Annotated in this window: 15 protein-coding genes and 2 pseudogenes; 3 read left to right on the forward strand and 14 right to left on the reverse strand. The window is 62.8% G+C overall.

Features of this window, described 5'->3' with window-relative positions; genetic code table 11:
* The first annotated feature begins 158 nt into the window (after positions 1 to 158).
* On the forward strand, positions 159 to 410 hold the full coding sequence (locus KA712_23590) for a class I SAM-dependent methyltransferase (GenBank protein MCG5055952.1): 252 nt from the start codon (positions 159 to 161) through the stop codon (positions 408 to 410).
* Here the strand turns inward: KA712_23590 and KA712_23595 are convergent.
* The 7 genes and pseudogenes from KA712_23595 to KA712_23625 form a co-directional block, all read right to left on the reverse strand.
* Positions 323 to 541 (reverse strand): annotated as a pseudogene (locus tag KA712_23595) (transposase). The gene KA712_23590 and the pseudogene KA712_23595 overlap by 88 nt on opposite strands.
* A 290-nt stretch (positions 542 to 831) precedes the next feature.
* A complete protein-coding gene (locus tag KA712_23600) occupies positions 832 to 2,127 on the reverse strand; it encodes a type II toxin-antitoxin system HipA family toxin (protein ID MCG5055953.1) in 1,296 nt (431 codons plus the stop codon).
* Positions 2,124 to 2,456, reverse strand: a complete 333-nt coding sequence (locus tag KA712_23605) for a helix-turn-helix domain-containing protein (protein MCG5055954.1) — start codon at positions 2,454 to 2,456, stop codon at positions 2,124 to 2,126. The genes KA712_23600 and KA712_23605 overlap by 4 nt, the downstream gene beginning before the upstream one ends.
* A 234-nt stretch (positions 2,457 to 2,690) precedes the next feature.
* A pseudogene (locus tag KA712_23610) lies at positions 2,691 to 2,948 on the reverse strand (dihydrofolate reductase family protein).
* A 331-nt stretch (positions 2,949 to 3,279) separates the two neighbouring features.
* Positions 3,280 to 4,830, reverse strand: a complete 1,551-nt coding sequence (locus tag KA712_23615; GenBank protein MCG5055955.1) for an ISNCY family transposase — start codon at positions 4,828 to 4,830, stop codon at positions 3,280 to 3,282.
* A 313-nt stretch (positions 4,831 to 5,143) separates the two neighbouring features.
* Positions 5,144 to 5,548: a type II toxin-antitoxin system VapC family toxin gene (locus KA712_23620; GenBank protein ID MCG5055956.1), complete on the reverse strand. Its 405-nt coding sequence runs from the start codon at positions 5,546 to 5,548 to the stop codon at positions 5,144 to 5,146.
* Positions 5,545 to 5,829 (reverse strand): type II toxin-antitoxin system prevent-host-death family antitoxin, encoded by a 285-nt coding sequence (locus KA712_23625; GenBank protein ID MCG5055957.1) that lies wholly within the window; start codon positions 5,827 to 5,829, stop codon positions 5,545 to 5,547. The genes KA712_23620 and KA712_23625 overlap by 4 nt, the downstream gene beginning before the upstream one ends.
* A gap of 883 nt (positions 5,830 to 6,712) precedes the next feature.
* Between KA712_23625 and KA712_23630 the strand changes: the two genes are divergently transcribed.
* Together KA712_23630 and KA712_23635 are read left to right on the forward strand one after the other, a co-directional pair.
* Positions 6,713 to 6,991 carry a hypothetical protein gene (locus KA712_23630; GenBank protein MCG5055958.1) on the forward strand — a complete coding sequence of 93 codons (279 nt, stop codon included), beginning with the start codon at positions 6,713 to 6,715 and terminating at the stop codon, positions 6,989 to 6,991.
* A gap of 63 nt (positions 6,992 to 7,054) precedes the next feature.
* Entirely contained in the window at positions 7,055 to 7,552 is a 498-nt protein-coding gene (locus KA712_23635; protein MCG5055959.1) for an aminotransferase class I/II-fold pyridoxal phosphate-dependent enzyme, read from the forward strand.
* 331 nt (positions 7,553 to 7,883) lie between these two features.
* Here the strand turns inward: KA712_23635 and KA712_23640 are convergent, their stop codons facing one another.
* From KA712_23640 to KA712_23670, 7 genes are all read right to left on the reverse strand, one after another.
* Positions 7,884 to 8,417 carry a DinB family protein gene (locus KA712_23640; GenBank protein MCG5055960.1) on the reverse strand — a complete coding sequence of 178 codons (534 nt, stop codon included), beginning with the start codon at positions 8,415 to 8,417 and terminating at the stop codon, positions 7,884 to 7,886.
* A gap of 20 nt (positions 8,418 to 8,437) precedes the next feature.
* Entirely contained in the window at positions 8,438 to 8,686 is a 249-nt protein-coding gene (locus tag KA712_23645; GenBank protein MCG5055961.1) for a hypothetical protein, read from the reverse strand.
* Positions 8,687 to 8,928: 242 nt separating this feature from the next.
* A complete protein-coding gene (locus tag KA712_23650) occupies positions 8,929 to 9,639 on the reverse strand; it encodes a hypothetical protein (GenBank protein MCG5055962.1) in 711 nt (236 codons plus the stop codon).
* A 288-nt stretch (positions 9,640 to 9,927) separates the two neighbouring features.
* Positions 9,928 to 10,866: a 50S ribosomal protein L11 methyltransferase gene (locus KA712_23655; GenBank protein ID MCG5055963.1), complete on the reverse strand. Its 939-nt coding sequence runs from the start codon at positions 10,864 to 10,866 to the stop codon at positions 9,928 to 9,930.
* Positions 10,866 to 11,471, reverse strand: a complete 606-nt coding sequence (locus KA712_23660) for a chloramphenicol phosphotransferase CPT family protein (protein MCG5055964.1) — start codon at positions 11,469 to 11,471, stop codon at positions 10,866 to 10,868. Before KA712_23660 ends, KA712_23655 begins: the two co-directional genes overlap by 1 nt.
* Positions 11,468 to 12,259, reverse strand: coding sequence for an aspartyl/asparaginyl beta-hydroxylase domain-containing protein (locus KA712_23665; GenBank protein ID MCG5055965.1), 792 nt, complete (start codon positions 12,257 to 12,259; stop codon positions 11,468 to 11,470). Before KA712_23665 ends, KA712_23660 begins: the two co-directional genes overlap by 4 nt.
* 4 nt (positions 12,260 to 12,263) lie before the next feature.
* Positions 12,264 to 13,082, reverse strand: a complete 819-nt coding sequence (locus tag KA712_23670) for a hypothetical protein (protein ID MCG5055966.1) — start codon at positions 13,080 to 13,082, stop codon at positions 12,264 to 12,266.
* Positions 13,083 to 13,091: the final 9 nt, after the last annotated feature.

Here is a 13,091-nt window from a genome sequence, read left to right on the forward strand (position 1 = left end):
GCCCAATAGAGCTCGGACGCCAGAACCCGGCAGCAAGGCTGAGGATGCGAGGCGGCTTGCGTTAGTTGACAGAATACATTGCTCGAAATTGATCACTTTTTGACGCGAGTGGACTTCGTGCTTGAACTTCCTGTGCGCCACATTTTTTCGACGAAAGACTGAAGGGCGCTGTCGTACGTGGTGCCAGGCAGATCGTGCTTCTCTGCGCAGGGCTCGACAGCCGAGCGCACTGGTTCCGGCAGATGCTTGAGGGTGTGACGGTGTTCGAGGTCGAGAAGGTGGCCGCCCTTTTTAAAATTTCACGCTCCATGCGCAGGGTCTTTACCTCGCGCCGAAGGGTCGAAAGTTCCTCACGCTCAGCCGTCGTCAGAGCGCCCTTGGGGCCTCGGCCTGCATCGGTATCTGCCTGACGGATCCACGTCCGCACGAGGCTCTCGGCGAGGCCCAAGTCCCGAGCCACCTCCGGTATCCCCCGCCGTCCGCTCTGGACGAGGGCGACTGTTTCACTCTTGAACTCCGGGGTATGGACCCGCCGGGTTCGTCTTTGCCTTGCTCATGTGGTCACCTTTCCACGCTCTTACAACTGAGCGCCGGTGTCCACTGAATCGGGTCAACCCCGTACGGTCCTTTCCCCGAAGCGGAAGCGTACCAAGCATGGGTTGATGCCTGGGCGGGCAGCACGGATCCGCTGTTCTTTTCCGTTTGCAACCATCAAGGACAAGCTTTGGGTGCGCTGCCTATCTTCGCATCGTGCCGGAGATAGGGTGCATTGAAGTGGGACACCTGAACTTCTCACCGCGCTTGCAGCGAACGCCCGCGGCCACGGAAGCGCTACCCCGCAAGCCCAGCCACCTTCCGCGCCGCCACACGCTGCTCATGCTCGAAGGCATCGGCGAACGCTTCCAGCTCCTGCTTCGTCATGCCCAGCGCTTTGCCTTCGGTCCGCCAGCGGCCAACCGCACTTTCAACCTCTGCGAGGATCTCGCGCGCCCGATTCGGCGATAGACGAAAATAAGCGCAGACGGACAACAAGGCGTCGACGCTCGCATCGGGACCGGTCTCTTCGGAGATCCAGGTCTTGAGCTCGCGCACCCGTTCGGGAAATGGGTTTACGTCGAACGCGGGGGCGAGCCGCCACTGTCCGCGCTGAACATGCAGGAACCCGTGGTTCATGAGGTGATCGTCCACGTTGGTGATCAAGATCGAAAAAGCCATCCTCCGCCACAATTCTTCCGTGTCTGCCTGCGGCCGCACGCCCCATTGACGAAGGGCGTCGACGATCTCGGCGTAGGTATGTTCGGTAGAGTCGCTTAAATCAGCGCCAAGCATCGTAGCCGCCGAGACGTACATCAGACGACCGCCCGCCGGGTGCCGATCAAACCGTCGAATGAGAGCGACCGGCGCACCGTCGCTGTCGACCAGCCTGGCTACGGCGGCGTCGATGCCAGCCAACCCAGCAAGTCGCAGGGCAAGCACTTCTCCTTTCGTGACGGCACGTTCGTCGCTCACGCTCGGAAACTTGCCGATCGCCAAGCCGCCGTCGTCGTCAATCACGGTGCACTTCGGCCGCAGCCCACCGAGCGAAGTTCCTCTTCCGCGCAAGTAAGCCAGGTCGGCAGACGTCTCCGTCTGCGTCTCCACGGCGCGGCTCGAGGCCAGAAGCGTGCCGAGCTCGATCAGGGGAGGAGCGGTGCGACGCCCTTCTTCGGGGGCCCTCTCGAAAATTCCGCGCTCGTCGCGAAACCGCAGGGCGCCCATCCGGCTCCCATCATCTACGGCCAGCAAGAAATCCAGCGCGTTCAGTGGCGCCGTCTGCACAGGTAAGCCTGCATGTTTGGCTTGCTGCCGGCGCTTGGCATGATCGCGCGCAATCACCCTTCGCCCCCAGCCGTCTGGCTCCGTGTCCGCAATGGCGCGGTGAAACAGCGATCCTCCTTCCGTCTTGCGGCGATACTGAGGACCTGCCACGAGCGGCAGCGCTGGATCAACCACGAAGGCTTCGCCGCTCGACAGCCAGAGCGGATCGTACTCGAACGCAGCGATCTCTCGCCCGCCTTCCTGCGCGTGCCGCAGAAGCCCGATGGGGCGCGCGCCATCGCCAAGATGGATCCACAACGTGCGCTTCACAACGGCTCGATCGCTTTCTTCGGGCGTATCCGCTTTGGCAAGCGTTCGAGATCCAGAAGCAACCCCTGGTCATCCCGCCGCGGGTCGATGATCTCGCTCAAGGCGTCGCCGAATCCCAGCACGAAGAGCGCCATCGCATAGACACCCAAGGAGACGGTGGGATCGCCTTTCTCGGCGCGACGATAGGTGCTTGTGGCGACCCCCATGCGCTCGGCCATCATCGCCGCGGTGAGGTGACGCTTCTTGCGAGCCACGCCAAGGTCGAAGCCAAACTTCGCAAGCCCCCGCCGAACCCGCGGCGGCAGTGTGTCAGTGACCCTGGAGCGCATGATTACAACCTATATAGAGATTCCAGGAGGCCATTATAGCGCATATATGCTCAATTAGGTGCACAACAACAAGTCCGCCCTGCTGCGCGGACAATGTCGTTTATATATGAGCGAATTAGTTCAATTAATAGCTCATATATGAGCGTCTACTCTGGTGGCCAGGAATGACCTTCGAGCCATGGGTTTTGCGCGCGGTGGAGTCAAAGAACACCACCTTCTGGTTGAACGATGTCATCAGCGCGCGCGCCGGTAGTGCATGGCGAGCGCGCCGTTACGGAGTGGCGTCGCCGAGACCAGGTCGAGCCGTCGCGTGCTGGGCAGCCCGCTTCCGTACAGGGTTGGGCCGTGGCCGGCGATCCTGGGGTGGACGAGAAACTTGTACTCGTCGATCAAATCCAGCCGGTCCAGCTCGGTTGCGAGCTTGCCGCTACCGACGAGCACGCCGGCTGGGGTTGCGTCCTTGAGCTTCTGCACGCCCGTGATCAGCTCACCAAGACAGTCCCGCCGTCTTCACGGCTGGTGGATGCGCTGCCCTCGTTGCGCGCGTGGCGTCCAGATCTCGGCACCGATCATCCACTTGCGCAACGCCTCCCGGGATACACGAACGCCATGTAGCTCAGCAGGTTTTTCGTGAGTTTTCACTTTGCGTCTACACGCCGCTGTTAGGCCCAAGTAGAAATGTCCCCATTCCTGCAAAGTAGGAATGTCCCCTTATGGGTATTGAGGGATGGTAGCACCTTGGGGGCGGCGGGTGCGGAGTCGGCCGATCAGCGGGCCCCCAATGGCCCGCAGGCCGGCGGACCCGTTGCCATTGAGTTGATGCTCATCGCCGCCCCCCGTCAGCGGCCCTCGCACTAGACTCGGCCGCCTTGGCTCGGGTTTGGATCTCCAATTGTTCGCGGTCGCGTTTGCGCTGCTTACTGGCGTCGTTGTATCGCTTTCGCCGTGCTTTCTGTTCGGCCTCGAACTTGGCGAAGAAGTTTGCCATTTCAGTCCCGCATTCAGGTGACCCTTGCGTGGCCGCAATGGCTGAAGCCAGTCGGTCAGTGTTGGGGACTGATGGGATCACATCAGCAGTACGATTGGTTTCTGCGCGCGACTCGCGTAAGTGCGTTTTTTGTCGAAGCGTAAGTTTTTTCGAGGCCAATCGACGCTGGTCGCGCTCCTCCTGGCCTGCTCGGATGGTTGAGAGCACGGCGCCAAGCCGCTTGTTCTCGACAATCGCACCGGGAGCCACCAGAGGTTGCTTGTCGAGCACGGTATAGGTCAGAAGATGGTTGGCGCAGCGGATCTCGACCTGACCATCCGCCGCTTCGAAGAGGCGCACGCGACGTCCGGCGAGGCTGAGTGATTCTGGGCTGGGCACAATCAGGTACGTACGCCGCTGATAATGCACGACCAGGTTGCGCGTCATCGTGCGCTCCTCTTGCCAGGTGAAAACCTCCGAAAGGACTTCGCCTGGTTGCACCGGGCGGTGCGCATCATGGGGGTTCATCGGCGCATGTGCAAAGCGGCGGTTGTAGTCGACCATGAACTCCGGTGCATACGCGTTTGCGTCCGCCATCGTGCTTATTTCACGCAGACGCATTTCCTTGACGAGCCGGTCCTGCAAGGTCTTGTTCATGCGCTCGACACGGCCTTTGGCCTGCGGCGTATTGGCGCAGATGATCTCGATGTTGAGATCGCCCAGCGCGCGACCGAACTGTGTAACACCGGCGGAACGGCCGCTCGAGCCTTCCTGGTTCACGCGGAAGATGCTGTGTTTGTCGCTGTAAAACGCCACCGGTTTTCCGTAGTGACTTAGATACGACTGCGTGGCGGCAAAATAGTCGAAGGCCGATTCACTCACCACAAAACGCAGTTCCATCAACCGTCCCGTCGCATCGTCCACGTAGACCAATGCCGTGCAGCGATCAGCGCGCGCCTCGAACCACTCATGGTCGCAGCCATCAATTTGCACCAGCTCGCCAAGACATTGGCGGCGGTGCCGGGGCTGATGAACACGCCGTTTGCGCTCCCCACGGGTGAGCCACAGTCCGGCCTCAGCGAGCCACCCACGGACAGTCTCACGGCTCGCGTGTATGCCGTGGATCTCAACGAGCTTCTCGTGCGCCAGCTTCGGCCCGAAATCCGCGTAGCGCTCGCGTACGAGAGCCACAACCATTGCCTTCGTTTCAGCAGCGAGCTTGCGATTGCTCGGACGCCCTCGCAGCTGCGACGTAAGCCCAGCCAACCCTTGCGCTTTGAACTGCCGGCAAAGGCGCTTTACTTGGCGTACGCTGAGCCCCAGCAGGCCCGCGGCTTTGGACTGTGTCAGACGCTTCTCGAGTACCCGACGGATCATCTCGCCTCGATCGATCTCTCGGTTGGACATGGTTACGAATCCCTTCGGCATGAGTCCACCCATGAGGACGCATAACGCGGCTCAAAGGGGACATTTCTACTTGGGCCGAAGGGGACATTTGAACTTGGGCGCTACACGCCGCTACCCGATATATGAATGTTCTGTCAACTAACGTAAGCCGTCTCGCATCCTCAGCCTTGCTGCCGGGACTGCATCGCTGAGCTCCAAAAGGTGCTTGTCATGCAGAACATCCTGTCACCGCTCTTCCCGTGAATCTTCCGGCACCTTACATCCCCTGATTCGGCGGAGGTCTTGTGTTCCCGCAATCTCGGCCACCGGCGCCTCAACGCTCTTGCGAACAAGGAGATTCGACGGGGATCCGTAACGATCTCGCGGCTTCATCCAGGCGAACGTCATAAGTCACGAAGGCGCTGACATCAGACAGGTGCGTAAAGGCCGTCGCAAGGTGGATGGCGTCGAGGCTTCGCAGTACGTCCGGAGGCAGGTTCTCCGCGGTCTCAAGGATCCGATCGTCGATTTTGAGTAGGGCAACGGCCGCTAGAACGCCGCGCGCACGATCAAGATGGTCCGGCGCTGCTCGCTTGACAGCTCGAACAAGCTCAACACGCGCAAGCTGCGACGAGAAGAACGTCTCGCCCGCGCGCAACCTGATCCAAGTTTGCAGCGCTACGGTTTCTGCCTCGCGCACCACGAGCTTCACCAGGGCAGAGGTGTCGAGATAGATCACGACCGCTCTGCCTGGCGCGCTTGATCGAGCACTTCAGAAAGCGACGGGCCAGTGCCCGAGGGCGGAGGAAGTGGTGTTAACAGAGCATCCGTAGAGCTGGTTGCAGCGATGGCCCGCCCCTCACTGACGAGCCGGTCGATGACCGATGCGTTGGAGAGAACGGGGACGATACGAGCGATGGGGCGGCCGTACTCTCGGACTTCAAGCGATTCACCAGCTTTGACCCGCTCAAGCACCTTGGCTGTTTGCTGGTTGAGTTCTGTAACCGAGACAATGGCCATCTCGTCAAACTAGTACTTGCTACTAGTTTGGTCAAGAGGTCTGAAGATCGAGGCAGGAAATCACATCGCCAGTGGATAGGAAGTTCAAGCGCGACGACGCCATGAGTCAGATGTCAACGCAAAGTAGAAATGTCCGCTTCTGCAAAGTAGAAATGTCCCGTGCGGCGCGGCGTGGAGGGGGTAGCGGAGGCGGGGTTTTGGCCACAGATGCACGGCGGGCACGGCCCGCGCGCAGGCAGGTGACGACGTGCGGCTGTGGGCAAGTGCAGGGCCAAAAGCATGCCGCAGCGGGGGTGGTGAGCTAGGCAAAGGGGCGCGGCACGATAGCGACCGCCCCCCCTCTGCCTCACGGGACTGTTGTGGGGCTCAGCGCCGCCTCGCGGGCTGCAGCCCGGCAGCAAGGGAGGATGCAAGGCGGCTTACGTTAGTTGACAGAAGATATTATATCGGGCGTTTTTTGATGCGGACGGATGTGGCGCTTAAACTTCCGGTACACTGCGCGCCCGTGACGTCTCCGATCCGCTCCCCAGGCGGCGAGCCCAAACGCACCGCCCTAGGCTCGCCGCGCACCCCGGTTTCTCTCTGCCTCCGCTCCTGGCGGGCCCCGTGGGACGCGCCCGGGGGACGCAGAGCTGGTACTCACGGGGGGGGGCGTGCCGGATCCGCGGCTGTTTCCCGACGTGCCGCTCGTGCGCGCCTACCGGCGTGTGCTGGCGCGAACAGGGCCCCGATTGCTCGACTATGGCGACGCTCGCGGGGAGGCGCGGCTGCGTGAGGCGCTGGCCCGCATGTTGGCCGAGACGCGCGGCCTGGCCGCCACGTCCGACGATGTGCTCCTCATGCGGGCAGCCAGCAGGCGATCTGGCTGGCGGCGCAGGCTCTCTTGCGCCCTGGCGATCGCGTGGGCGTCGAGACCTACGGCTATCCGCCGGCCATGCAGGCGCTTCTCTCGACGGGTGCCGTGCTCGTGCCCCTGCACGTAGATGCCGAAGGCGTGCGCCTCGACGAACTCGAACGGGCCCTGGCGGCGGGAGGCCTCGTGGCGGCGTACCTGATACCTCGCCACCAATACCCGACGACGGCCTCGCTCATCGCGCCTCGTCGCCTGGCCTTGCTCGCGCTCGCCCGGCGGCACCGCTTTGCCCTCATCGAGGATGACTAGTCACACGAGTTTCACTTCACGGGGCGTCCCCGCTTACCCCTGGCCAGCCAGGACGCGCACGGTGTGGTCATCTACGTCGGCAGCCTGCTGAAGGTTCTAGCCCCAGGGCTGCGCATTGGCTACGCGGTGGCACCCGTGCCCGTGCTCGAACGCATGGCGGCCCTGCGGACATCCATCGACCGACAGGGCGACAACGTGGCCGAAGCGGCGGTGGCGGAGCTTCTCGAAGATGGTGATCTGGCCCGCCGTTCGCGTCGCATGCGCCAGGTCTATCAGGCAAGGCGCGACGTGCTGATGACGGCGCTTCGAGACACGCTGGGTGAACGCGTTTCGTTCGAGGTGCCCCAGGGCGGCATGGCGTTATGGGTACAGGTTCATGGCGACGATCCGGTCGCGTGGGCGAAAAAGGCACGGGAGTGCGGTGTCACGTTCGGCGCGGGACGCGATTACCACGTGTTTCGCAAGCCCGTGCCGTTCGTTCGCATGGGCTTCACACGCCTCGACGAACGTGAACTGCGGCGGGCGGTACGGTTGGCTGAAACCGCCTGGGTCGAGGCCTGAACCTGCCCGAGCTGGCTTCGGGGCAAGCCCTCGACACCCAGAAGCGGAGCCGTTGCGAGCCGGGCGTGCATCACGGGGCTCGTGCTTGCCGTGCTCGCGCTGCCAGCTTGCCGCCGCGACACCGCACCCTCACCGCCACCTCCTGCGACCAAAAGCGCGCCACCGGCGAACGTGAGGCCCCGAGATTCGTATTCTTTTTTGGCTCGGGGCCCCTCGAGGGCCCGATTTTCGAATTGCAATACCCCCGAAGGGGGCGGGTTGGCCTGTCTGGCTTATTTCAATTCACCCAGACATGCCGCGTCGCGTGCTGGGCGAATTCAAGATGCTTGCCTTACGAAACCGAGGCTGCCTCCTCGCGCAGCATCGCAAAAAGATCCGTGACGCCCGGGTCACAGCCCTGTTGCGTGAGCAGGGTGGTCACCTGGCCGCGATGGTGAGTTTGGTGGTTGAAGAGATGGGAGACGGCCCACCACAGTGGCGCCTCCTGCCGCTGTCCAAGCCGCAGGTAGACGAGTGGCCCCGTCAACCTCTCCGGAGTGAGCCCGGCGACCCATGCGGAAAGGGCCTCGTCCGTACGCCGCCGCTCGAGGCGCAGCTCTTCGAAGCTGCCGTAGAGCTCCTGGTCCAAAGAGCGGATGCCCCCAGGGCCGATGCAGCCGTCGGGCAGGGTCTTACCCTCAAACCGGGCGAGCCACACTCTATCGGTCAGCAAGAGATGGTTGAGCGTGCCGTGAATCGAGCGGAAGAACGCGCCTGCGTCCTTCTTGCGAACCTCGTCACTGAGCGTGGAGGCGCGCTCGAAGAGCTTGTCGTTCATCCAGCGGCTGTATCGCGCAAGGGAACTCAACCATTCGGGGCTCGCCATGGGCACGAGTATACCCAGCCTCAGTCGCAAGCGCCGAGACGCTTGAGGCTCCACTTGGGATTGCGCCCGTCGAGACCCGCGACGTTGTCCGGATAGTTCGAGTCTTGCAGCCAGATCCCCAGTTTCCCACCGGGGTGCTCGTACGTGACCGGCGGCAGGAGCTTGCTCGCGGTTACGCAGTCCTCGAACTCGGCGTAGGCACCGCTGCCCGCAAAGACCCCGACGTTGCCCGGCAAGCCCACCTTCTTGTCCGCGGTGGAGTCACCCACCAGCCACCAGTTGCAGCAGCCACCAGGTGCGAAGGCGTTGCCCGTCCAGCCCTGCCCGAGGTTCTATTTGTTGCACCCGTCCACGTAGGACAGCATGGCCGCCGAATGAGCCGCCCCCATCGAGCTTCCCTCCGGGGTCGCCCTCGTCACCACAACCAGCAGCCCGGGACAGCCTCGGAGAACGCCGAGCCGCCACGCAACGCCGCTGTTCGGCTCTGAGGGCCGGCGCTCATGACGAAGATTCACGGGCGTGAGCGCCGCACGCACACCAGGTTGCATCCCGAACCCAAGGGCGGATGCACGGTGCAGGCCCAGCTGCCATTGGCACACGTGCAAGCATTACCGATCTCGTTGCCACACACGTCGCCCGCCGTGCAGGCCGTCCCCGGTTGGTCGGCAGCGCCGCAGGTTCGCGGGCAGTTCGGCAGGACTTCTTCGGGGCAAGGATTGGCGCATTGGCTTTGGATGCAGTCGACAGGGGGCGCAGGCGCGCAGTCGCACACGGGCCCGCCGCAGCTGGCCTCCTGATACCCCGTGGCAAGGTCGTCGAGGGTCGCTTGCGTCAGGCTCTTGTTGACCAGGGCATAGCACCCGCCCAACCCGATTCCGCAGTGGCCGTAGAGCACATGGCAGTCGGCGGCCGCCTGACAGCTCTTGGCCGCTGAGATGACGGCTGTGTAGCCGTCCCTGCGATCAGTGCAGCTCAGGGTCATCGACCCGTCGACAGGGGCGTCACCGCCCGATGAGGATCCATCGACCGCGGCGTCGGCGCCGCAGGCGGGCTCGTACTTGCAGTTCCTATCGAACTGCTGCGTGATCTCATTCCACTCGCAGATTCGGGTGGTGCGAGTGCAGGCTTTTTCTTCGCTGTCGTCGCAGGCGGGTCCAAGAGCTGAAAGAAGGGCCAGGCCGAGCAACCAAGACGTAGAACGGAGGGTCGACGCTACGTACATGATGACCCGAGGTTAGGCGGCTGCCAGCCGCAAAACAAGCGAGTACGCTCGAACGGTGCCAGGTGATGGTGGAGCGAAGGTCACCCTGTCGTACAGCGCGTTCGACCCCGACTCATGCCCCGAACGCACTGGCGTGGTTGCCTGGCCCGCCCCGCAAGATCCCGCTCTCGGAACGGTGCACCCCGGTCGACTCGAGTGCGGCCAGCCGGTTCCGGGCGAGAGTAGGTTTCTTTACAACGTGCCCGCGCCGGGAGGGAACGCTGGCCAAGGGGCGCCTCCGTGCTCCGTTCAACGGTGACTGCAAAGCGCGCTTCGAAGCCCGGGCTGTCGCCGAACATCCCCATGACCCCGCAACTCGACCAGTCCAAACGACCAGCGTCCACCTGGATGAAACCCGATCTCCACCTCGGCAACATCGCCTGGGTCCACGACTGTGCGAGGAAGCTTCGGAAACACGACTTGGCTCCAGTGAGTGGGAGGCGCATTCGGCGCCGTCGACAGCTCGACGCTGGGAGACAGCCTCGCCCAAAAGGTGCCCATGATGCCGTCCAGAACACCCGGCCTGTCAATTGGGCAGACAACCCTTCGAAGAAACCTGCCGCTGGTCGATTCGCCGAGCTCGAAGTGCATGAATGGAACGGTCGGTCCCAAGGCCCGGGCCTGTCGACAGGCTTCGACCACGTAGGGCGATGCCTCGTTGACCAGCACCGCTTGCTGTAGGCGGCGAAGATCGAAACCAGCGACGTTGGTCCAGCACTGCCCATGCGTAGGCAGCAACCTGTGCCTCAGCCCTTCGTGCTCGATCGGGGTCAGCGCGAGCGCAAGTTCTTGCGGGATCATGCGGCCGCCAGGCTTGAGAAAACGGCGACGTGCATCGTGAAGGTACTCGACGACGAACTCTTCGAGCGCAAACTGTCCGAATAGTTCCGAGACGACGACGTCAGCGCGTTCCGGCAGGTCGACGGCGAGGGAGTTTGCAGAGACCCACACGATTCGATCGGCCAACTGGTTGTCTTGCGCGATGGCGCGCCCGAGCTCGCAGTAGGTGCCCTGCTCGATGGCGTAAACGCGTCGTGCCCCGGCCCGGGCACAGAGCAGCGAGAGCAGTCCGAATCCGGCCCCCACGTCGACGACCACGTCGCCCTTTCTGACTTGCTCCCGGATCGCGCGGCCGTAAGCATCCGTCCGCTCGAGGTCGGCCACGTATCGTCCGAACTCACGCAGCATTACGTCCACTTGACAGCTCCTGGCGGTTTGACGAAGGCCTTGATCGCGCGTGCGTAACGGGACCAATCCTGGCGACGGGTATCTAGGTGCAAGAAGGGGAGGCGTGTCTTCTTTAGTCCGTCCCATCGGTGCGCCTGCGACCAGCGGACGGCTTCGATTGCAGCTTCTCGGGAGCCGTACCATGCGTCCATGTCTTGGGCCCACTCCAGCCTGTCGGGGCGCTCTATCGAACGTGTCTCCGCAAGCTCGGAAGGAAAGGTCAACAGAACGAGAGAGGCGTCGAGCGCTTCGAGGCGCTCGTCGTATTGGTCGAGAAGTTCCCACCGAGGAAAGAGGGCGTAGGCCGTCAGGTGAAACCGCTCAACCAAGAGCAGCCCCGCCGCCCCTTCGTCCCGGTGTCGTTCGATTCTGGCGAGGACCGCGTCGAGGGCCTCAAACCTGGGCCTCTCCCTCCAGGCGGGGTTGCGCACCTGGTTCATCAGGTCCCCAAGTGTGTCCTCCTCTGGGATGAGCGAGGGTCGATGGGAAAAGCAGCTCTCCATCGCGCGCAGAACCGACGTCTTTCCCGCCCCCGTGACGCCTTCCAGAATCAGAACGGAGCTCAATTGGGGGCACCCCACAGCAGAACGTCGTTGAGACGCGGAACCGCTCGTTCCAGAACGGTGCGCTCGATCTCACTGAGCTCCGGATGCCAAAGATCCACCAGCATGAGCCCTCTCCAAACGTCGCTCGTGTTGACAGACTCGTGGTAGTAGCTGCTGTCGGCGGCCATGCATCGTCCATCGATCCAGGTGCGTCGTTGACCCCCGAAGCTGATCCAGGCTCCATCCGAGAACAGGGGCAAGTACAAAGTGACCACGAAATTCACCTTGTCACTGTGTTCCTTGATCCGGGAGTGAGGCCCGAGGAAGGACATGAGCGCCTCGCGCGCGGGAGGAACCTCATCGAGGGTGCGCAGCGCAACGGGTGCCTCCGCCGCTGTGGAGGGGACGCGGCGAAGGTGGCGTTGCAGGTAGTATCCCCTCCACTCACCCTCGAGCGGCGATTGCGGGTCTTTCGCCGGGCTGCTGCCAGATCGACCCGGATGTGAACGGAAGACCCACGGCTTGCTCAGAAGCCGCACCGCCTCTTCCCGAATGAGGGGGAACCGGCTCTCGAGACGTCTCGCGAGCGGAAAGGCATGCGCATCCCACCAAGGCCTCTCTGTGAGCCCTGGTACGTACAGGCGGGAATGCAAGGCGCGTTGAGGGCCTGGGTCGGGTGGGGTAGCCTCACCCCTGGCCACGGCGAAGAATACCTCGAGCCGCTCGAGTTCGCTCCCAGGATAGCGGGCGCACGACTCGGCCCAAAGTGCGTCGGCAGAGCGCTTCAATTCGCGGGCTTGATCTCTCATCACATCAAGCCTGTCGGATCAGGTGGTTCACCACGCCTGGACGCACGAGATTGGCATGGAAGGCTGCGTTTCGCACCTGGAGCCGCTCGCACGGGGGTACGAAGAGCGTGGTGTTGTAGGTAATCTTGTCGCCGCTGGAGGCCAACGCCGCCAGCGGCATCGAGATTCTGACCTCCCGGTGAGGGGCACCCATTTCGCACTCGACCAGCTCGACCATGTGACCTGGAGGATAAAACCCCATGAGGTACTCGGCCAAAGGCCGCAGCCGTTCGGCATGGTTCGGCGTTACGCGGGTGATGAATCCCGACCCAAAGCAACCAACTTGGAAGATCAATAAAGGAACATTGCGCATTGGTTGCAGGGCGTAGGAGACCATGCGGTTGGCGTCCAGAACCTGAAGGCCAGTGTTGGCGATGTCAAACGGCATCGTCGTGAGGAGCGTGTCGATGGCAGACAGCGCCGGAAGCACCCGAACCGAGACGCCGTACTGTGGGGCATGCTCGACGAGAAGATGTGTTGGTGAAACGTAGATGGACGGGTGACCCATCACGACGAGAACCACAGAGGCGTGGCGCAAACCCTCCCCGATCAGGAACGAAACGATCCGACCGTACACCTCGAGGTCGAGATCCCCTTCGCGATAGAAGTCGATCAAGCTTCGCGTGTTGGCGTTCAGACGCCGAAGGGCAGCGACAGCTTCCACGCCCGACACGAGGTGATAGACGACGTCAGCCTTCGCGACGACGTCAGCGGTCTCCAAAGTCGTATGGTGGCTGCCAAGCATCCCGGCGCCGCAAATGATGATCTCGTGCCGTTTGGACATGTTCTTGGT

Source organism: Myxococcales bacterium (assembly GCA_022184915.1).
Taxonomy (GTDB): domain Bacteria; phylum Myxococcota_A; class Polyangia; order Fen-1088; family Fen-1088; genus JAGTJU01.

Coding starts and splice junctions, on each gene's coding strand:
- KA712_23650 (MCG5055962.1), bottom strand. CDS start 9,639: ATGTACGTAGCGTCGACCCTCCGTTCTACGTCTTGGTTGCTCGGCCTG.
- KA712_23640 (MCG5055960.1), bottom strand. CDS start 8,417: ATGGCGAGCCCCGAATGGTTGAGTTCCCTTGCGCGATACAGCCGCTGG.
- KA712_23670 (MCG5055966.1), bottom strand. CDS start 13,082: ATGTCCAAACGGCACGAGATCATCATTTGCGGCGCCGGGATGCTTGGC.
- KA712_23605 (MCG5055954.1), bottom strand. CDS start 2,456: ATGCGCTCCAGGGTCACTGACACACTGCCGCCGCGGGTTCGGCGGGGG.
- KA712_23655 (MCG5055963.1), bottom strand. CDS start 10,866: ATGCTGCGTGAGTTCGGACGATACGTGGCCGACCTCGAGCGGACGGAT.
- KA712_23665 (MCG5055965.1), bottom strand. CDS start 12,259: ATGAGAGATCAAGCCCGCGAATTGAAGCGCTCTGCCGACGCACTTTGG.
- KA712_23625 (MCG5055957.1), bottom strand. CDS start 5,829: ATGGCCATTGTCTCGGTTACAGAACTCAACCAGCAAACAGCCAAGGTG.
- KA712_23615 (MCG5055955.1), bottom strand. CDS start 4,830: ATGTCCAACCGAGAGATCGATCGAGGCGAGATGATCCGTCGGGTACTC.